The sequence below is a fragment of the Leucobacter sp. HNU genome, from assembly GCF_047946755.1.
Lineage (GTDB): Bacteria > Actinomycetota > Actinomycetes > Actinomycetales > Microbacteriaceae > Leucobacter.
In genome coordinates, this window is the sequence record NZ_CP178837.1 from 1,424,441 (window position 1) to 1,443,321 (window position 18,881).

Annotated in this window: 17 protein-coding genes, 1 tRNA gene and 2 pseudogenes; 15 read left to right on the top strand and 5 right to left on the bottom strand. The window is 70.0% G+C overall.

The window, feature by feature from the left end; genetic code table 11:
- Window positions 1-9 precede the first annotated feature (9 nt).
- From AB3K78_RS07040 to AB3K78_RS07075, 8 genes and pseudogenes are all read left to right on the top strand, one after another.
- The gene (locus AB3K78_RS07040; protein ID WP_416447057.1) at window positions 10-2,661 is read left to right on the top strand and encodes a hypothetical protein; all 2,652 of its coding nucleotides are present in this window, start codon (window positions 10-12) and stop codon (window positions 2,659-2,661) included.
- A gap of 118 nt (window positions 2,662-2,779) precedes the next feature.
- On the top strand, window positions 2,780-3,775 hold the full coding sequence (gene dprA, locus AB3K78_RS07045) for a DNA-processing protein DprA (RefSeq protein ID WP_416447058.1): 996 nt from the start codon (window positions 2,780-2,782) through the stop codon (window positions 3,773-3,775).
- Between the two features lie 76 nt (window positions 3,776-3,851).
- Complete coding sequence (locus AB3K78_RS07050) at window positions 3,852-4,391, top strand: hypothetical protein (RefSeq protein WP_416447059.1); 540 nt, start codon at window positions 3,852-3,854, stop codon at window positions 4,389-4,391.
- On the top strand, window positions 4,388-6,220 hold the full coding sequence (locus tag AB3K78_RS07055; RefSeq protein WP_416447060.1) for a type IV secretory system conjugative DNA transfer family protein: 1,833 nt from the start codon (window positions 4,388-4,390) through the stop codon (window positions 6,218-6,220). Before AB3K78_RS07050 ends, AB3K78_RS07055 begins: the two co-directional genes overlap by 4 nt.
- Window positions 6,221-6,259: 39 nt before the next feature.
- Window positions 6,260-6,703: a single-stranded DNA-binding protein gene (locus AB3K78_RS07060; protein WP_416447061.1), complete on the top strand. Its 444-nt coding sequence runs from the start codon at window positions 6,260-6,262 to the stop codon at window positions 6,701-6,703.
- 20 nt (window positions 6,704-6,723) lie between these two features.
- Window positions 6,724-7,314: a hypothetical protein gene (locus AB3K78_RS07065; RefSeq protein WP_416447062.1), complete on the top strand. Its 591-nt coding sequence runs from the start codon at window positions 6,724-6,726 to the stop codon at window positions 7,312-7,314.
- Window positions 7,314-7,553 carry a hypothetical protein gene (locus AB3K78_RS07070; protein WP_416447063.1) on the top strand — a complete coding sequence of 80 codons (240 nt, stop codon included), beginning with the start codon at window positions 7,314-7,316 and terminating at the stop codon, window positions 7,551-7,553. The genes AB3K78_RS07065 and AB3K78_RS07070 overlap by 1 nt, the downstream gene beginning before the upstream one ends.
- 200 nt (window positions 7,554-7,753) lie before the next feature.
- A pseudogene (locus AB3K78_RS07075) lies at window positions 7,754-8,809 on the top strand (recombinase family protein); the annotation flags it as partial.
- 207 nt (window positions 8,810-9,016) lie between these two features.
- Here AB3K78_RS07075 and AB3K78_RS07080 read toward each other — a convergent pair.
- The 4 genes from AB3K78_RS07080 to AB3K78_RS07095 all read right to left on the bottom strand — a co-directional run bounded on the left by AB3K78_RS07080 (window position 9,017) and on the right by AB3K78_RS07095 (window position 10,253).
- Window positions 9,017-9,397, bottom strand: a complete 381-nt coding sequence (locus AB3K78_RS07080) for a hypothetical protein (protein ID WP_416447064.1) — start codon at window positions 9,395-9,397, stop codon at window positions 9,017-9,019.
- Window positions 9,398-9,419: 22 nt separating this feature from the next.
- Window positions 9,420-9,492, bottom strand: a tRNA-Arg gene (locus tag AB3K78_RS07085).
- A gap of 151 nt (window positions 9,493-9,643) precedes the next feature.
- Window positions 9,644-9,847, bottom strand: a complete 204-nt coding sequence (locus tag AB3K78_RS07090; protein WP_046456000.1) for a cold-shock protein — start codon at window positions 9,845-9,847, stop codon at window positions 9,644-9,646.
- Between the two features lie 124 nt (window positions 9,848-9,971).
- Window positions 9,972-10,253, bottom strand: a complete 282-nt coding sequence (locus AB3K78_RS07095; RefSeq protein WP_416447065.1) for a DUF4031 domain-containing protein — start codon at window positions 10,251-10,253, stop codon at window positions 9,972-9,974.
- Window positions 10,254-10,294: 41 nt separating this feature from the next.
- On the opposite strand from AB3K78_RS07095, the gene AB3K78_RS07100 reads away from it, so the two are divergent.
- Both AB3K78_RS07100 and AB3K78_RS07105 read left to right on the top strand, forming a co-directional pair.
- Entirely contained in the window at window positions 10,295-11,512 is a 1,218-nt protein-coding gene (locus tag AB3K78_RS07100) for an MFS transporter (protein ID WP_416447066.1), read from the top strand.
- 50 nt (window positions 11,513-11,562) lie between these two features.
- On the top strand, window positions 11,563-12,408 hold the full coding sequence (locus AB3K78_RS07105) for an SDR family NAD(P)-dependent oxidoreductase (protein ID WP_416447067.1): 846 nt from the start codon (window positions 11,563-11,565) through the stop codon (window positions 12,406-12,408).
- Here the strand turns inward: AB3K78_RS07105 and def are convergent.
- Window positions 12,405-12,968, bottom strand: a complete 564-nt coding sequence (gene def / locus AB3K78_RS07110) for a peptide deformylase (RefSeq protein ID WP_416447068.1) — start codon at window positions 12,966-12,968, stop codon at window positions 12,405-12,407. The two genes, AB3K78_RS07105 and def, sit on opposite strands and share 4 nt — an antisense overlap.
- A gap of 175 nt (window positions 12,969-13,143) precedes the next feature.
- Between def and AB3K78_RS07115 the strand changes: the two genes are divergently transcribed.
- The 5 genes and pseudogenes from AB3K78_RS07115 to orn all read left to right on the top strand — a co-directional run bounded on the left by AB3K78_RS07115 (window position 13,144) and on the right by orn (window position 18,873).
- Window positions 13,144-14,718 (top strand): ABC transporter substrate-binding protein, encoded by a 1,575-nt coding sequence (locus AB3K78_RS07115; protein ID WP_416447069.1) that lies wholly within the window; start codon window positions 13,144-13,146, stop codon window positions 14,716-14,718.
- An 18-nt stretch (window positions 14,719-14,736) separates the two neighbouring features.
- Window positions 14,737-15,717 carry an ABC transporter permease gene (locus AB3K78_RS07120; RefSeq protein ID WP_416447070.1) on the top strand — a complete coding sequence of 327 codons (981 nt, stop codon included), beginning with the start codon at window positions 14,737-14,739 and terminating at the stop codon, window positions 15,715-15,717.
- A complete protein-coding gene (locus AB3K78_RS07125; protein ID WP_416447071.1) occupies window positions 15,710-16,540 on the top strand; it encodes an ABC transporter permease in 831 nt (276 codons plus the stop codon). The genes AB3K78_RS07120 and AB3K78_RS07125 overlap by 8 nt, the downstream gene beginning before the upstream one ends.
- A pseudogene (locus AB3K78_RS07130) lies at window positions 16,537-18,176 on the top strand (ATP-binding cassette domain-containing protein). Before AB3K78_RS07125 ends, AB3K78_RS07130 begins: the two are co-directional and overlap by 4 nt.
- A 37-nt stretch (window positions 18,177-18,213) precedes the next feature.
- Window positions 18,214-18,873 carry an oligoribonuclease gene (orn, locus tag AB3K78_RS07135; protein ID WP_416447072.1) on the top strand — a complete coding sequence of 220 codons (660 nt, stop codon included), beginning with the start codon at window positions 18,214-18,216 and terminating at the stop codon, window positions 18,871-18,873.
- Window positions 18,874-18,881: the final 8 nt, after the last annotated feature.

Consider the following 18,881-nt stretch of genomic DNA (forward strand, 5'->3'; position numbering starts at 1 on the left):
GGAGTTCCCATGTCCACAGCGCTCGAACCCGCCCAAGCGGCGAGACCGCCCGGCCGAGCCGCGTCGCGGTACGCCGCGATCCTCACCATCCTGCTCATGCTCATCAGCGGCCTCTTCTTCGCCCCGGCCCCGGCGCAGGCCGCAACCCTCGGCGTCGGCTACGGCAACGAGAACCTGTGGCTCGGCAGTTTCTCGTCGCATGGGCGGCAGGCGTACTGCATGGACCTCGACGCGCTCCCACCGTGGGGAAACACCCAGCACCCCGAGCTGAAGACCACCCTCGATTCGCTCTCTGAGAACGAGCTCGCGCGCCTGAACTACGTCATGGGCCGCTGGGGTGAAAGCAACGATCCGAACATCACGGCGGCGGTGCAGATGTACGTGTGGGATGTCGCCGACCACGGCACCTATGCCGTCCGCGGCGGAGACGCGCACTTCATCACCCGCGTTCCCGCGAACGTGCAGGGCACGGTACTCGCGAACCTCGCCGCGATGCGGGACGCGGCCGCCGCGAACGCGACCGTGAACCCGTCGGTGCAGATGTCGATCACGATGGACGACCAGTACCGGGGCCAGCTCACGATCAGCGCGAATCCGGGATCGCTGAACGGAGTGGTGTCGCTGAACAATGCGACCTTCGCGGACGGGTCGACCTCGGCCACGCTCGGCGCGGGCATCCACCAGATCGTCGGCACCCCGCCGGAGGGAGCGCCGGAGTACCGGGTACAGGCGGCCTTCACCGCCTCCCATGTCGGGCTCGGTGCGGGAGTGGATCTCTTCTATACCCCCGGCGAACAGCGCATCCTCGCATCGGCGAGCTTCAAGCCGCTGCTCGCGACCGCGCAGTCACCGGTGATCCCGCTGGACTTCCAGCCCGTGATCGAGACCGTGGTCTCCTCGAAGTTCGTGCAGGCCGGCGACGTGTTCACCGACAAGCTCGCAGCGTCGGTGACGAAGCATTCGTGGATCAAGGTGAACGGCAGCCCCGTGCCCGTGCTCGCCGAAGGCACCCTCTACGGGCCGTTCGACGCGCAGCCGGCCGAAGCGAACGCACCCCCAGAGGGCGCCCCCGTGCTCGGAACCGAGTCACTGACGCTCACGCACCCCGGAAACTATGTGTCACCGGGCACGCTCACCGCACCCGAGTCAGGGTTCTACACGTGGGTATGGAAGATCGACAAGACCAAGCAAGGCGCGAACGCGAAATACCTCACCGACAGCTTCACCGACAAGTTCGGGCGGGTGACGGAGACCTCGGTCACGCCGTTCCAGCCAGAAGCAGTATCGCAGGCAAACGGCAAGCTCGTGAAGCCCGGCGACCGAGTGACGGACACGATCACGGTCTCCTCGACCAACGGTGCCTGGCTCAAACACAATGGCGAGCCGATCCCGGTGCTCTTCGAAGGCACCGCCTACCAGGTACCCGGAACCCTCCCGCCCGTACAGGGTGCGGAGGCGCCAGCTGATGCGGTGCCGATCGGTACCGTGCAGGTGACCGCTACGGGGCCGGGCACCTACGAGTCGCCCGAGGTGGTGCTGCCGGATGCGGGGTTCGTGACCTGGGTGTGGCAGGTGAAGAAGGCGTCGCAGCCGGAGTGGGTGCGCCCCTACATCGCCGCCGACTGGCAGGACGACTACGGCATCAACATCGAATCGCATTCCGTCAGGTGGCCGCTCACGATCACCTCGGAAGTCCGCGAGTACAACGTCCACCAGAACGGGCGCGCGTTCGACCGAATCACCGTCTCGGGGTTCCCGGAGAATCACCCCGAGTTCACGGGTGACGGCTACTGGGGGCCCGACGAGCAGGAGATCGAGCACACCGTCTACGGCCCCTTCCAGAGCGATACGGAACTGACCGACGACCTCGACCTGTCCGACGCCCCGGTGCTCACGCGCATCACGACGCCCGCAAAGAACGGCGTCTACGACATTGGCTACACGGATCAAGATCGCATTCAGCCGACCGAGGCCGGGTTCTACGTGATCGTCACCCGGTTCGCGGGCGACGACCGGGTCCAGCCGTTCCAGTCGTCGCCGGCGGATATCTGGGAGCGGTTCTTCGTCCCCGGCCCCGATCAGCCCGTGTCGGTGATCACGCAGGCGCAGGAGTCCGCGTACGTGGGCGACCCGTTCGAGGACACCGCACTCGTGCAAGGCAGCGAGATCCCCGACGGCGCGTACCTCGTGTTCCGCGCCTACGGCCCCCAGCCCGCGGGTGAGGCGCCCGCGTGCGAGGCACCGTTCTTCACCTCAGAGAAGATCCCAGTGACTCAGGCGGGTCACTACCGCTCCGGCACCACCAGCGTCGACCGGGCCGGCAACGTCTACTGGGTCGAAACCCTCTACGACGCCAAGGGGAAGGTGATCGCGGAGGGCAAGTGCGGCGCTCCGGGTGAGACCACGGTCGTGAGCGAGCGTCCGCCGGGCACTCCGCCGACTCCGCCGACGCCGGAGCAGCCGCCGCTCCCGAAGCCGCCGTCGCGTCTCGCGGAGACCGGCAGTGATGGATGGGCTGGCCTTCTCGGGGGCGGCATCGCGCTGGCGCTGATCGCGGCAGGCGGAACCCTGTGGTTCGGCCGCCGGCTTGCGCTCTACCGGGAGCGCAATGGATACGTCAGAGAGGAGGACGCCACTATCGATGACCTTATGAACGAGTAGCGCACCCCCTGCTGATGGGCGGGACCGGCAGCCAGACCCCCACGGGTTGCCGGCCCGCCCGTTTTGCATGCTCGCCCCGCGCACCTCTCTCACGAAGGCCGAGGGAAGGGAGCCGGTGGTGAGGTACACGGAGGATGAGAGCGCGAGGATGCTGCTCGCGGCGCTCGTGGAGCCCGGGCATGCGGTGACGGGACGGCTGGTGAAGCTGCTTGGCCCAGCGGAGACAGTCGAGCTGATCCGTGATCCCGGGCGTGCGTTCCCGGCCCAGGTCGATCCGCTCGACGGGGAGATGTGGCGGCAGTCCGCCGCGACCCGGCAGACCGACAAGCTGGCCGGTCAGCTCATGCAGCGCACCGAGCAGCACGAATTGCGGCTCCTCACCCCGGGCAGTCCTGGGTGGCCGGTGTCGCTGGCCGATCTGGGCGATCGCGCCCCGGTGGCGTTGTGGGCGTCCGGGAACCCGGAATTGCTCACCTCCTCGCTGACCTCGCGGGTCACGATCACCGGTGCCCGCGCGGCATCCTCGTACGGCGAAGAGGTCACCCGCGCGCTTGCGTCAGATCTCGCCGCGGAACCGTGCATTATCGTCTCCGGCGGCGCGTACGGCATCGATGCCGCCGCGCACCGCGCCGCACTCGCCACCCGCCCCGCGTCCACGATCGCCGTGCTCCCTGGCGGCTTGGATCGCCCCTATCCGAGCGCGCACGCCGACCTGTTCCGGCAGATCACCGACCAGGGCGGGATCATCCTCAGCGAGGCACCTCCCGAGTCGGTGCCGACGAAGTGGCGGTTCATCGCCCGCGCCCGACTCCTTGCCGCGCTTGGCGGCGCGACCGTGATCCCCGAAGCCGGATACCGGTCCGGATCGCTGCTCGTGGCCGCGCGCGCAACCGGGCTGGGCCGTCCCGTCGGTGCGGTCCCCGGCCCGATCACTTCGGTGTCGTCCGCGGGCTGCCACCGGCTGATGCGGGAGGAGATGGCCGAGGTCATCACCCATACGGGGGACGTGACCGAGATGCTCACCCCGCGGCCGTTCCGCCTCGGCCCCGCCTACGAACAGGCCGCCCGCCGCGCCGCCATCAGTACGACGGCCGCCGGGCGCCCCGCACTCTGACCCACCCCTATTCACCACGGCCCTGTACCAAGCCCGGGCAGGGTCGCCGCCGTTCCTGCATAGAGGAGACCTGTGTATGTCGAAGCGTGATCGTTCGAAGCCCGCCGGACCGTCTGCGGTGGTGATGGTGCGGATCGTCGTCGCCGAGGACGGCACCCTAACGGTGACGGTCGATGGGGCGCCGTTTCTGCCGCCGGAGTTCTCCCCGCCGTGGCGGCGGGGATCGTTCCCGGCGATCGTGGATGCGATCCGCGAGCAGACCGCGCGCACGATCCGCGTCGATGTCATCGAAACCGACGGCCGGACGATCACCGACTTCTACACCCCGAACCCGCCCCGCCGCACCCCGGCACCAGAGGCGCAGCCGGTGCAGCAGGCTCCAGCGGTCGCGGCGGAGCCGGTGCCGGTGGTGCCGCGGCTGGTGCAGTTCGCGGGGTCGGGGATGGTGCCGGGCGAGGATGTCGCGGTCGCGATCGTTATCGCGCACACCGAGACCGGGCCCGACGGGATCGCCCGCGCTCTGATCGATTCCCGCTACCTTGACCATGCAACCACCGGCGAAGTGATCCTCCTCGGCCGCATCTCCGCCACCGTCTGCATCGGGGCACCGCAGTGACCTATCCGATCCGCCCGGCCGGGAGCCTCGGCGACGAACTCACCAACGCCGCCCTCGCCTGCCTCGCGGCCCTCGCCGTCGTCGCGGTGATCCTCCGAGCAGCGGGCAGTGTCGCCGCGTTCCTCACCGGCACCCCGCAACCCGATGCCGGCCTCGGTGCCGGGACCGGGGTGCTCCTTCGCCCCGCCGACCCGGGAGCCGCGCTCGGCATGCCGGGCCTTGACCCGGTCGTGTACTGGGTGATCGCCGGCACCATGATCCTCGCCGCCGGGGCTGCCGCCTGGTGGGTGTGGGCGACGCTCCGGCAGCATGGCCGCCGGCAGGCGATGGACCCGTACCGGATCGCCGGGATCGCCACCCGCAGCGAAGTCGCGAAAGCCAGTTCCCCGCGTGCGCTCCTGGCCCGTGCGGGGAACCTGCGTCCGTCGCTCGAGAACCCTGACCCTACGGAGGTTGGGTACCGGCTCGGGGTGTCGCGCGGGGTCGAGGTGTGGGCGTCGGTCGAAGACTCGATCCTGCTGATCGGGCCGCCCCGCTCCGGGAAGGGCGTGCACATCGTTATCAACTCGATCCTCACCGCCCCCGGCGCGGTCGTGACGACCAGCACGCGCCCGGACAACGTGACCGCCACCATCCGCGCGCGGGAGAAGGTGGGGCCGGTGGCGGTGTTCGATCCGCAGCACCTCGCCGACGGCATCCCCGCCGGGCTCCGCTGGTCGCCCGTCAGAGGCTGCACCGACCCTCTCACCGCGATGGTCCGCGCATCCGGGCTCGCGTCCGCGACCGGGCTCGGGAAAGGCGGCGTCGAGGGCGGCGACTTCTGGGAAGCGAAAACGAGGATCGCGCTCCAATGTCTGCTCCACGCCGCCGCGCTCGACCAGCGGCAGCCTGCCGACCTGTTCCGGTGGACGCTCGACCCGGCCGCGGCCGGTGACGCCGTCTCGATCCTCTCCACGCATCCGCTCGCTGCCGGGGGTTGGGCGGAAGCGTTGCAGGCGATGATCGACGCGGACCCGCGCACGAGGGATTCGATCTGGCAGGGCGTCTCGCTCGCCCTCGCCGCGCTCGCTGACCCTCGCGTGCTCGATGCCGTCACCCCGGGTCCGGACGAGGTGTTCGATCCCGAAGACTTCCTCGCGAAGAAGGGCACCCTGTACCTGCTGGCGACCGCGGCCGGTGCGAACAACAGCGCCCCGTTGGTCGCGGCGCTCATCGAAGACGTGGTCGAGGCAGCCCGCCGCCTCGCCGCACGCTCCGCAGGTGCGAGGCTCGATCCGCCCCTGCTGCTCTGCTTGGACGAGGTCGCGAACCTCAGTCCGTTGCCGTCGTTGCCGACGCTCATGGCCGAAGGCGGCGGCACCGGCATCACGACCATGCCGGTCTTGCAGTCGCTGGCGCAGGCGCGGGAGCAGTGGTCGGAGCACGCGGCCTCCGCGATCTGGGATGCCGCGATCGTGAAGATCATCCTCGGCGGAGCCTCCAACAGCAAGGATCTCCAAGACCTGTCCACGCTCATCGGGGAGCGCGACGAGATCACCGACTCCACCACCGTCGGCGACCACGGCTCCCGTAGCGCGCAACGCTCGATCCGCCGGGTACCGATCATGCCGCCCGACGCGATCCGCCGCCTCCCGTTCGGCACCGGCCTCGTGCTGCTGCGCGCGGCACCGCCGATCGTTGCCCGGCTGCGCCGGTGGACCCAGCGCGCCGACGGGAAACACCTCGCAGCCGACCGGCTCGCGGTCGAAGCACAACTCCACTACCGGCAGCCCGACACCCAGTCGGGCGCGGACGATCCGACAGGCGGGAACGGTGCACCTGCTTCGTAGAGCCGTGATGGGCGCGGCCGTGAAGCAGGAGACGAAATCGTGTCGATCCCGACCAAGACCTCATTGTCAGGGTTCATCGCAACCACCCCGCATCCCTCGACCACGAAGAGCGGGGTGCCGCGCATGTTCGCCCGTGTCGGCAAGCCCCGCTACCGGCGCGAGGACGACGGCACATTCACTGAGCTCGAACCCTCGTTCCACGATCTCGTCGCGTTCGGGGAGAGCGCCGTGCGCGCCCTGTCGAAGCTGCAGAAGCACGACAACTTCATCGCCGAGGGGCGCGTGAATCGCCGAACCATCGAGCGTGACGGCGTGCCGACTGAGATCGAGCAGTTCATCGCCTCGAAGATCGGCCCCGACGCCGCCCGCAACACCTTCACGATGGATCGCAGCCAGCGCACCAGCCGAACCGCCGAACGTACCAGCACAGCTGCACGAGGCACCGCACGGAGCACGTCACCGGTGTTCGCCAGGGCCATGTGAACTGGGAAGGAGACCCCGCCATGAACATCGACGCGCCCACCGACGAGGAAGGCTTCGACCCCGAAGAGATCGAGGAGGAGGAAGACGACGGCACTGACCCGCTCAGCACCGTTTCTCTGCCGATACTCCCGAAGCCGATCAACTGGCATCTCCTGCGTTCGCACGAAGCCGAACAAGAATGGCTCGACCTGAACCAGTGGGTGAACCAACTCCGCGAAACCTACGGGCTGCCCGCGTCGGTGGTGCCGCCGTTCTGGTACCGGCATCCCGAACTCGTCTGGGAGCTCTCGGCGTTGCACACGCATTGGCTATGCAGCTATGACCCCGAGCAGGACGGGTCGGGGCCGATCGCGTGGCACACCGACTTCGCGCTCGCTCGTGAACGGCTCCGCGAGTGGGTGGCGGCCTGCGGCACCCGCCTGGACCGTGACCGCCCGACCCGGCAAACCACGTGGCCCGGCGAAGCACCGCAACCACCGATCGAGGATGAAGTGATCCCGGATCGAGACGCTGACTTCGTCGCGTTCGTATCAGCCGATGCCGCCCGCCGCGCCCGGGTCGAAGAGGAAACGATCATCGAAGCGATCACCCGGGAGAAGGGGCCGCGCTGATGTCTCGGAACTATCAGCGCAAGAGTGGACACCGCAAGTACGAAGAGCGCTCGTTCTCCGTGCGCGCGGTGCACCGCGACCCGGTGGACCTGCACCTGCTCGCACAAGTCCTGATCCGCCGTACCCTGCAACACAGCGGTGAGTCCCGCGCCGCACGCCGCGCGATCGAACCGCCCGACACCTTCCGGGAGCCGGCGGGCAGCACGGTTTCCGTGGCCGAATCCGGGCGCGAACGGTAGAATCGTTGTCGTACCCGCCTCGCGGTAATGCGAGGCGCTGTCGTCCTATCCTCGCCATTCGGCGGGCAATGTCTCAACGTTCCGGTTCCGGCCGGTCTGCGTACTTCCCGACACGGGGAGCTTTTCTCCTTCAGTGCCTCGCTGCATCAGTCAATGGTGCAGTTGCCGCGCGGTTCCATCCCGCGTGAGAGAAGCACCCGATGTCCAGCACCCCCGGCACCCCCGGATCATCCTTCGTTCTCGCCCGTCCGGCACCCGCACCCGGCCTCGCACTCGCCGTCTCATATCTACGCGTCTCCACGAAGGAGCAGGCGGAGAAGGGCGGCACCGACGAAGGATTCTCCATCCCCGCGCAGCGTGACGCGAACCTCCGCAAAGCCGAACAACTCGGCGCGACGATCGTGGAAGAGTTCGTGGACGCGGGCGAGTCCGCGAGGAAGGCCGACCGGCCCGAGCTGATGCGGATGATCCAGTACGTGAAAACGCACAACGTCACCTACTGCATCGTGCACAAGGTCGACCGGCTCGCGAGGAACCGTGCCGACGACGTGACGATCCATATGGCGTTGCAGGAGGCCGGAGTCATGCTTGTCTCCGCAACGGAGAACATCGACGAGACCCCGTCCGGGATGCTGCTGCACGGCATCATGTCCACGATCGCGGAGTTCTACTCTCGCAACCTCGCCACCGAAGTCGTGAAAGGGATGAGCCAGAAAGCCGTGAACGGCGGCACCATCGGCAAAGCCCCAATGGGGTACCTCAACATCCTCACCCGCGACGAGCTCGGACGCGAGATGCGCACCGTCGAAATCGACCCAGTGCGGGCGCCGCTGGTCGAGTGGGCGTTCAAAGCGTACGCCTCGGGGAACTGGACGCTCTCACAACTCCACGACGAACTGGAGGCTCGGGGCCTCGTGACTGTGCCCTCACCGCGCAGGCCCGCGAAGCCTCCGGTGTTATCGGCGATTCACCGGATGCTGACGAACCCGTACTACAAGGGCGATGTGATCTATCGGGGAGTGCAATACAAGGGTGCGCACGAACCGTTGATCCCGGCAGAGGTTTGGTATCAGGTGCAGTCGGTGCTCATCGCGAACCGGAACTCCGGCGAGTCCACGCAGACGCACAGCCACTACTTGAAAGGCACGATCTACTGCGGCGAGTGTGGGTCGCGCCTGATCGTGTCGAACGCGAAGAACCGTTACGGCAATGTCTACCCGTACTTCGTGTGCGCGGGCCGACACACCAAGCGCACGAACTGCACCCGGCAGGCGATCCTCATCGAGGACGTGGAGCGCCTGGTCGAGGAGTATTACGAGCGGGTGCAGATCACCCCCGCGCACCGCGCGACGCTCGCCGGGATGCTGCATCACGAACTCGACCTGATGATGGCGGGCGAAGCATACGAGCTCGAAGAACTCACAAAGAACCGCGACCGGATCATCGCGCAGCAGGACAAGCTCTTACAGGCGTTCTACGCCGACGCGATCACCCTCGCGCACCTCAAACGAGAACAGCAGACCCTCGCGAGCGAACTGCACCAGGTCGAGCAGCGCTTGACCTCGCACCACAGCGAGTACAGCGAGGCACGCGAGAACCTGGACGACTCGCTCGACCTGCTCGAGAACTGCGCAGACATCTATCGCAACTGCGACGACGCGAACCGACGCCTGTGCAACCAGGCGTTCTTCACCCGCATCTTCATCGATGAAGACAACACCCTGCATGTCGAGAACGAACGCCCCTACGAAGTGCTCCTCGATCCCGAGGTCAGCGCGAACGCCCTGAACTGGGCTGCAGGGGCGGACGAGGCTCGAACAGTGCCCTTTGTTGAGATGGGGCAAAGTTCGAACCTCGCCACTTGGGTGCCCCCGGCAGGATTCGAACCTGCGACCAACGGATTAGAAGGCCGTTGCTCTATCCACTGAGCTACGGAGGCGAGTACTTCGAGGGTACACGGCGGGCCATTGCGGCCATCGCGAGAAGACCGGGCGGCCTCTGGGAGGCGGCCCGGTCTGCGTGCTCGGCCTTCGGCCGATCACCCTCGAAGCGTTCCGGGGACCGCGCGGCGCGCGGACCCCGGGGCGTGCTCAGAGCGCGCGGATGTTGGTGGCCTGCGGGCCCTTCTGACCCTGCTCGGTCTCGAACTCGACCTTCTGGTCCTCGACCAGGTCGCGACGGCCGCTGCCCTGGATCGCGCTGAAGTGCGCGAACACGTCGGCGGAGCCGTCGTCGGGAGCGATGAAGCCGTAGCCCTTTTCGGAGTTGAACCATTTGACGGTGCCAGTGGCCATAACGTCTTTCCTTCGGTTGTTCTGGACCACTCGTGGTGATCCGTGTGACCGCCGCGACGGCGTCGCTGCGGAGCTTCCTATCTTTCCGGATTCTGCCCGGAAGTGCCACCTCAAGCCGTACGGGTTATCGGTGGGCGATCTCCCGCCGCTGCCGTCCGGTCACCCGGAGACCGGACGCGATGAGGCGGCGCACGAGTTCGTGCCCGCTCACGGAGACGGCGCCCGCGGCGATGAGTCGCGCGTGCGACTCCTCGGGTACATCGTAGTGGTCGAGGTCGAACCCGCGGGCGGGGATGCCGTTCGCCGCGGCGAATTCGTGCAGCTCCGCGTAGGAGGAGTCGCTCACGAGGTGGGACCAGAGCCGTCCATGCGCCGGCCAGGCCGGAGGGTCGATCAGCACGGTCATGCGCACGATCCTACGCGGCTCCGAGCGGCTAGGCTTGTGCGGTGACCCGCGATCCGAAGACCCGACTCCCGTTCGAGGTCAGGGCCCTCGTCGCCGGCGGATTCACGGTCGCGCTCGGCTACGGCGTGGTCGCCCCGACGATCCCGCAGTACGCGCACGCGTTCGGCGTCACGAATCTCGCCGCCTCGGCCATCGTCAGCGCGTTCGCGCTCATGCGCCTCGTCTCCGCTCCGCTGGCCGGATGGGTGGTGGGGCGCCTCGGCGAGCGCCGCACCTATTCGACGGGCATCCTGATCGTCGCGCTCTCGACCGGCGCCTGCGCGCTCGCGAACAGCTACCCGCAGCTGCTGGTGCTGCGCGCCGCCGGCGGGATCGGTTCGACGATGTTCACGGTCGCGGCGACCGCGCTGCTCATCAAGGTGAGTCCGGTGCGGGCCCGCGGCCGCGTCGCCAGCGTCAACGCGGCCGGCTTCCTGCTCGGCACGCTGCTGGGCCCCGTGCTCGGCGCACTGGTCGCCGGATTCGGTCTGCGCGCCCCGTTCGTCTTCTACTTCGCCACGCTCCTGATCGCCGCCGCGGTCGTCTGGTTCGCGCTCCGCCGATCCACGATCGTCGGGCGGCGCGACAGCGCGGACGCCGAGCCTCCGCTCCGGTTCGGCGAGGCCCTGCGGATCCCGAGCTACCGAACGCTCCTCGGTTCCGTGTTCGCGTTCGGCTGGTCGTCATTCGGCGTGCGCGTCTCGGTGGTCCCGCTGCTCGTCGCCGCGACGTTCCCGGGGCAGCCCGCGCTCGCCGGCTGGGTGCTCGCGGCGTACGCGGCGGGCAACGCGATCCTGATCTTCCCCTCCGGCCGGTGGAACGACCGGTTCGGACGCCGTCCGCTGCTCATCACCGGAATGGCGGTCACCGCGCTCGGCTACGCAGCGCTGCCGGCCGCGCAGTCGATCTGGGTGACCCTCGGGATCATGCTGGTCGCGGGCGCGGGATCCGCGCTCGTGAACCCGGGCCAGCAGGCCGTGCTCGCCGATGTGGTCGGCAGGCGGCGCGGCGGCGGCGTGGTCGCGGGCTACTCGATGGCGAGCGACCTGGGCGGGGTCATGGGCCCTCTCGTCGCGGGCGCGATCGTCGATGCGGCGGGCTTCGGCTGGGCCTTCGCGGTCACCGCCGCGTTGCTCGCCCTCACCGCCCTCGCGTGGTCGTTCACCCCCGTCGCCGGGAGTTCGGCCGCTCGTGATCGGAACGTCAGCAGCACCGGGTAGGCTGCGGCCATGCAGGCCTTCTCGACTCCCCCGCTGCGCCCGTTCCCGCTGTGTCCGCTCCCGGCGACACCGACGCGGAGCCGCGCGTCGCCATCGTCTCGGGCGCCGGCTCCCCCGACGGCATCGGCTTCGCCGTCGCCCGACGGCTCGTGCAGTCCGGCTACCGCGTCGTCATCGGCGCCACCACCGACCGCATCGATCAGCGCGCGTCGGAGCTCCGGGCGCTGATCGCGCCGCGCCCGACCCCGCGGCGCGCACGCCAGGTCGACCTCGGGCGCGCGAACACCCCCGTCGCGATCGGTGTCGCGGCCGACCTCACCGCGGCCGAGGGAGCGCAGCGCATGGTCGACGCGGCGATCGAGACCTACGGCCGCGTCGACGCGGTCGTCAACAACGCGGGCATGACCTCGATCTCCGATCCGCAGGATCCCCAGTCGATCGACGGGCTCGACCTCGCCGGCTGGGACCATGCGCTGACCCGCAATCTCACGACCGCCTACCTGCTCACCCGGGCCGCGATCCCGCACCTCGCCGCTGCACCGCACGGGCGCATCGTCACCGTGTCCTCGGTCTCGGGGCCGCTGCTCGCCTACCGCGGCGACGTCGGCTACCACGCGGCCAAGGCCGGCCTGGTCGGCCTCACCCGGTCGCTCGCGGTCGATCTCGCGTCGAGCGGCACCACGGCCAACGCGGTCGCGCCGGGGTGGATCCGCACGGGTTCTGCGACCGAGCACGAGAACCGCATGGGCGACGCGACCCCGCTCGGTCGGTCCGGCACCCCCGACGAAGTGGCGGCCGTCGTCGAGTTCCTCGCGTCGCCGGGCGCGTCGTACGTCACGGGCCAGGTGCTCGTGGTCGATGGCGGCAACGCCATCCAGGACGAGAAGGGGCTTTAGCCCTCGAGGTCGTCGATGCCCGGGGTCCAGCTCAGACCCGGGCGACCCCAGCCGTTCTTGCGGAGCGCCTTCTGCGCGCCCTTGCTCTCGGGGTGGAGGAGGCGGTCGACGTAGAGCAACCCGTTGAGGTGGTCGAACTCGTGCTGCAGAATGCGCGCGAACCACCCGCTGGCCTCGACCTCGAACGGCTTGCCGTCGATGTCCTGCGCCCGCAGCAGCGCCCGAGGCGAGCGGCGCAGCGCGAAGCGCTCGCCGGGGAACGACAGGCAGCCCTCGACCTCGTCGTCGCCGGGCAGCCCCGGCTCGAGGGGCGCGATCCACAGCTCGGGGTTGATCGCGACGCCCTGCTCGGGCGCCTCGTCCTGGTCGTCGTACATCCAGACGAAGAGACGCTTGCCGACGCCGACCTGGGGGCCGGCCAACCCCACGCCCGGAGCCGCGACCGTGGTCTCGTACATGTCGTCGACCAGGGTGCGCAGCGCCGCATCGAACTCGGTGATGGGCTCGGCGGGGCGGTGCAGCACGGGTTCGCCGCTGATCAGGATGGGAAGGACTGCCATGCGCTCAAGCCTATCGACGCGCGCGGTCGCGACTGTGCGAGAATGAATGCCGGTGTTTTTGCACCGCGTTCAACAACGTCGACAGGATCCCGCGCATGCGCCCCGCCCATTCCCGCCTCGCCACCACGGCCCTCGCCGCAATCGCGGTCACCGCCCTGACCCTTCCGCTCGCCGCGTGCAGCGGTTCCGGCACCGCAGCCGCGCCGCGCTCTGCACCGGCGGACACGCTCGTCTACGCGACCGGCGATGCCGAACCCACCTGTCTCGACCCGCACGTCGGCGGGAACTTCCCCAGGCGCTGCTCGGCTCGCAGGTCCTCGAGTCGCTCGTCGGCCTCGACGAGAAGCGCGAGATCGTCCCCTGGCTCGCCGAGAAATGGCAGCGGAGCTCCGACGGCCTCACCTGGGACTTCACCCTCAAGCCGGGGCTGACCTTCACCGATGGCACCCCGGTGGATGCCGCCGCGGTCAAGGCGAACATCGAGCACCTCCAGGATCCGAAGACCGCGTCGTCCACCGGCTACCTCGCCGTGCAGCAGGTGAAGCGCGTCGAGGTCGTCTCCCCGACGGTCGCTCGCTTCCATCTCGTGCGTCCCGATGCCGCGCTCCTCGAATCCCTCGCTCAGCCCTGGGTCGGGATCGAGTCGCCGAAGGGAATCGCCCGCGGCCAGGAGGCGAACTGCCTCGCCCCCGTGGGCACCGGCCCGTTCACCGTCGCCAAGTGGGCCAAGCAGGACCGGATCGAACTCACCCGCAACCCCGACTACCGCTCTGCCCCGCAGGGCACCGAGCCACCCCCGAAGAACGCGGTGCAGAAGGTCGTCTGGCGCTTCATCCCCGACGCGACCTCGCGATACGCGGCGCTGCAGAGCGGAGAGGTCGACGTGATCGACAACCCCCTCCCCGATCAGATCGCGCAGGTCGAGAAGGGCGGCGCCATCGCCCACGTGAACGCGCCGCGCCCCGGGGCGAGCAACCGCATCGAGCTCAACACCGCGCAGGCCCCCTTCGACGACGAGCGCGTGCGCAAGGCCTTCATCGCCTCCGTGAATGTGAACGCCGCGGTCGATTCCCTGTTCGAGGGAACCGCTGAACGCTCCAGCAGCGCGCTGTCGAGCGTCGAGCCCCTCGCGCTGCAGTCGAAGAACGCGTACGTCTACAACCCGCGCATCGCGAACGATCTGCTCGACGAAGCCGGCTGGACGAAGCGCGATGCCGACGGTGTGCGCGTCAAGGACGGCAAGCGGCTCGAGGTCCGCTTCCCCGTCAGCACCGAGCAGTCGGTGCCCGCTGAGCAGGCGCTGTTCCAGCAGCTGCAGGCCGGTGCGAAGGAGGCCGGCTTCGACGTCAAGATCTCGCTGCTGGACCTGTCGAGCTGGTACGGCGCGCTCGGCGCCCACGAGTACGAAATGGTCAGCGCCCCCTACACCAAGATCGGACCGGACGTCCTGCGGTTCCTCTACCACAGCGATGCCACGGTGCCCGCCCCGAGCGGCTACTTCGCGAACCACGCGATGATCAAGGATCCGCAGCTCGACCGCCAGCTCGACATCATCGGCACCGACAGCGATCCGACGCGGCGCGCGGCGGCGGCCAAGTCGGCGCAGGAGCGCATCGCGCAGCTCTCCATCATCCTGCCGCTCTACGACCAGCAGAACCACTTCCTCTTCCGCTCCGATCTGCGGGGCTTCCGCGCGCTGCCGACGGTGAGCACCCCCGTGCTCGCCGACGCGATCGTTGCCGCGAAGTAGCGGGGATACGATTCCCCGGTGAGCACGAGCGCGGCGCGACCGCCGCATCCGACCCTCCGCCGAGCCGCGATCGCGCTCGGCGGAGCGGTCGCCGTGCTCTTCACCGTCGCGACCCTCGCGTTCCTGGCGCTCCAGCTGCTGCCCGGCGACTCCGCCGAGGCCGCGGTCGGCGGCCCCGGCAGTCAGGCCAGCGCGGAGGCGCTGGCCGCCGCCCGGGCGCAGTACGGGTTGGACCGCCCGATCGTCGTCCAGTACCTCGATTTCCTCGGCCGCTTGCTCCGCGGCGACCTCGGCACGTCCTACGCGCAGAGGATCCCGGTGACCGAGGTGCTCGCCCACGCGCTGCCGCCGACCCTGACGCTGGCCGCCACCGCGCTCCTCGGCGCATGGGTTCTCGCGTTCCTGAGCCTGCTCGTCGCGAGCGGGAACTCGAGAGTCGCGCGCGCCGCCGCCTCCGCGCTCGACCTCGTCGCGGCCGCGATGCCGAACTTCTGGCTCGCGAGCCTGCTCGTGCTGCTCTTCGCGGGCACCCTCGGCTGGCTCCCGGCGGTGAGCACGGGAGGACCGTCCGGCCTGGTCCTCCCCGCGCTCGCGCTGGCGATACCGACCGCGGGCTTCATCGCCCAGGTATGCCGCAGCGGCATCGACGACGCGCGTTCGGCCCCGTTCATCGACAGCGCCCGCGCCCGCGGCGAGACGCCGCTCGGCCTGCGCTTCCGACACCTGCTCCGCCACGGGATCGTGCCCGGGCTCACGCTGACGGGATGGGCGCTCGGCTCGCTGCTCGGCGGGGCCGCGGTCATCGAAGTGGTCTTCGCCAGACCCGGACTCGGACGCACGCTGGTGAGCGCGGTACTCGCGCGCGACGTCCCCGTGGTTCTCGGCGGAGTGCTGATCAGCGCGCTCGCCTACGTCGTCGTCACCCTCGTCACGGATCTGCTGGTCGCGCGCCTCGATCCCCGCACCGAGGGCCGGATCGAGGCGATGGCCCGTGTCTGAATTCCGCCGCGCACGCCCGAGCGTCGCCGAGATCGCCGCGGCGGCCGTCGCCGCCGTGCTGCTCCTCGCCGTCGCGATCCCCGGTCTGCTCGCCCCGCACGATCCCCTCGCCATCGCCCCGGATCAGGCGTTCCGGCCGCCGGGCGGCACGCACCCCTTCGGTACGGACGAGTCCGGCCGCGACATCCTCAGCCGTGTGATCTTCGGGGCCAGGGACTCGCTGCTCATCGGCCTCGCCGCGACGGCGGCCGGCCTCGGTCTCGGCCTGGTGCTCGGCGGCCTGGCCGGCGGCAGCGCGAAGCGCGGGTTGGCCCCGCTGCGCTTCGCGGCCGACCGGATCATCGAGGCGCTCTTCTCGTTCCCGGGAATGCTGCTCGCGCTCCTCATCATCGCGATCCGCGGGCCCGGCGTCTCCTCGGTCGTGATCGCGGTCGCGCTCGGCACCGCCCCCGGGTACGCGCGGATGGTCCGCGGCGGAATCCGTTCGGCCATCGGTTCTGCCCCCGTCGAGGCCGCCCGCCTGCAGGGCGACCGCCCGGCCCGCGTCTGGTCGACGCTGATCCTCCCCGAAGCGATGCGTCCCGTCGTCGTGCTCGCGGCGCTCGGCATCGGACACGCGGTGATCCTCTCGGCGGCGCTCGGGTTCCTGGGCCTCGGCAGCCCGCCGCCCGCACCCGAGTGGGGCGCGATGCTCAACGCGGGGCGCCCCTACCTGGTCCGCGCCTGGTGGCTGACCGTGTTCCCCGGCGCCTGCATCATGCTCGCCGGGCTCGCGGCAACCGTACTCGCCCGAGCCCTCGACCGACGCGGGAGGTTCCGATGAGCGATCTGGGCACCGAGGTCCTGGCCGCGATCACCGACCTCACCATCCGCTTTCCGTCGCAGGAACGTGCCGCCGTCGACCGGGTCTCGCTCGAGGTCCGATCGGGCGAGGTCGTCGCGCTCGTCGGAGAGTCCGGATCGGGCAAGTCCCTCACCGGCCGGGCACTGCTCGACCTGCTGCCGACGCGCGCCCGGGCGTCCTGGAGCGATCGCCGGATCGCCGGAGCCGAGGGATCCGCGGTCACGGCGCCCGGGCGAGGCGCGGCCGCCTGGACGCGGGTTCGCGGCGCCGCGGCCGCGTTCGTGCCGCAGGACGCCCTCGGCGCGCTCGACCCGCTGCGCCGGATCGAGTTCGAGACCGGAGATGCGCTGAGATTGCACCGTGGTTCCGGGCGCGCGGAGCGCCGCGCGCCCGTCGTCGCCGCCCTGGTCGCAGCCGGGATCCCCGACGCCGAGGAACGCCTGCCGCAGCGCAGCGATGAGCTCTCCGGCGGGCTCCGCCAGCGCGTGCTGCTGGCGGCCGCCACGATCGGGGACCCGCGCATCGTCGTCGCCGACGAGCCCACGACCGCCCTCGATGCCGCATACCGCGACCGGGTGCTCTCCGCGCTGCGCGCCCGAGCCGATGCGGGCGCCGGAGTGCTCCTGATCACCCACGATCTGGGCAGCGTGCGCAGCGTCGCGAACCGCGTGCTCGTCATGCGCGACGGGCGAGTGCTCGAGACGGGCGCGCCCGAGGATGTGCTCGCCGCGCCACGGCACGCGTTCACCCGTGAACTGATCGAGGCCTCCCCCGAGCGCGCACCGCGCGGCACGCGCCTGCTGGACCGGAGCGCCGAGGAGACGTTCTCGGAGATCCGCACCGATTCGGAGCCTCCGAGCGCTCCGGTCCGTCATCCTGCAGATCTCCGAATCGCTGCCGCCCCTGCGCCGGCGCCCGGCACGGCCCCGATCCTCGACCTCGCCGAGGTCTCGGTCGCGTTCGGTCCGCGCACGGTGCTGCACCGCGCATCGCTCGCGGTCCGCGACGGCGAGACCGTGGGGCTCGTCGGGCCGTCCGGCTCCGGCAAGACGACCCTGCTCCGCGTCGCGCTCGGGCTGCTGCGCCCGGACCACGGCGATGCCCGAGTCGGCGGCGTTTCCTGGGCTGCGGCAGCCGTCCGCGAACGACGTGCGCTGCATCAGCGCCTCGCGCTCGTCCCGCAGGATCCCCTGGCATCGTTCCCACGCGGCGGGTCCGGCCTCGCGATCCTGCGCGATGCGCTGCGCGCAGCCGGGGTCGGCCGCGGGCTCCGGCATTCGCGGGCCCTGGCCCTGGCCGACGAGGTGGGCCTCGCCGCGTCCGCGCTGGCCCGTCCAGCTGCCGAGCTGTCGGGGGGCAACGTCAGCGCCTCGCCATCGCGCGGGCGCTCGCCCGCGCACCCCGGATCCTGCTGCTCGACGAGCCCGTCTCGGCGCTCGATCTCACCGTGCAGGCGCGGGTGCTCGACCTGCTCGACGACGTGCAGGAGGAACGCGGCACCGCGATGCTCTTCGTGTCGCACGACCGCGCGGTGATCGATCACATGAGCGACCGGGTCCTGCACGTGGAACCCGACGGCTCCATCGGCGAGGCCCCGACGGAACCCCCTCGCTAGACTTGGCGCGTCCGTCCGCAGAACCGAGGAGAGCCCCGTGTCGAACACCCCCGCCGAACAGATCGTGTGGATCGACTGCGAGATGACGGGCCTCGACGTCGAGCTCGACGGGCTGTGCGAGATCGCGGTGATCGTGACCGATTTCGACCTGAAGCCGCTGCACCCCGGCTTCGAACTGGTCATCAATCCCGGCCCCGATGCGCTCGCGCACATGAACGATTTCGTGCGGAGCATGCACGAGACCTCGGGTCTGCTCCCCCGCATCGAGGCCGGCGTCGACCTCGAGGAAGCCGACCGGCAGGTCCTCGAGTACGTGTCCAAGTGGGTGCTGCCCGGGCGCCGGCCGCTCGTCGCCGGCAACACGATCGGCATGGATCGCCGGTTCATCGCACGCTACCTGCCGAAGCTCGAGGAGCGCCTCCACTACCGCAGCATCGACGTCTCCACGATCAAGGAGCTCTCCCGCCGCTGGTACCCGCCGACCTACTTCGCCGCGCCCGAGAAGCGCGGCGGACATCGCGCGCTCGCCGACATCGCCGAGTCGATCCAGGAGCTCGCCTACTTCCGCGACGCGGTGCTCGTGGCGCAGCCCGGCCCCGACAAGGCCGCATCCGAGGGTCTCGCGAAGGCGGCCATGGAGCGCTTCGCGCCCCTCATCGACGGCGAGGACGCCCCCGCGGCACCGCCGGCCGGCTAGGGGCGTCC

What these genes read in the sequence shown, in the direction of transcription:
- AB3K78_RS07040 (WP_416447057.1), top strand. Translation starts at nt 10, where the DNA reads ATGTCCACAGCGCTCGAACCCGCCCAAGCGGCGAGACCGCCCGGCCGA.
- AB3K78_RS07050 (WP_416447059.1), top strand. Translation starts at nt 3,852, where the DNA reads ATGTCGAAGCGTGATCGTTCGAAGCCCGCCGGACCGTCTGCGGTGGTG.
- AB3K78_RS07065 (WP_416447062.1), top strand. Translation starts at nt 6,724, where the DNA reads ATGAACATCGACGCGCCCACCGACGAGGAAGGCTTCGACCCCGAAGAG.
- AB3K78_RS07070 (WP_416447063.1), top strand. Translation starts at nt 7,314, where the DNA reads ATGTCTCGGAACTATCAGCGCAAGAGTGGACACCGCAAGTACGAAGAG.
- AB3K78_RS07090 (WP_046456000.1), bottom strand. Translation starts at nt 9,847, where the DNA reads ATGGCCACTGGCACCGTCAAATGGTTCAACTCCGAAAAGGGCTACGGC.
- AB3K78_RS07095 (WP_416447065.1), bottom strand. Translation starts at nt 10,253, where the DNA reads ATGACCGTGCTGATCGACCCTCCGGCCTGGCCGGCGCATGGACGGCTC.
- def (WP_416447068.1), bottom strand. Translation starts at nt 12,968, where the DNA reads ATGGCAGTCCTTCCCATCCTGATCAGCGGCGAACCCGTGCTGCACCGC.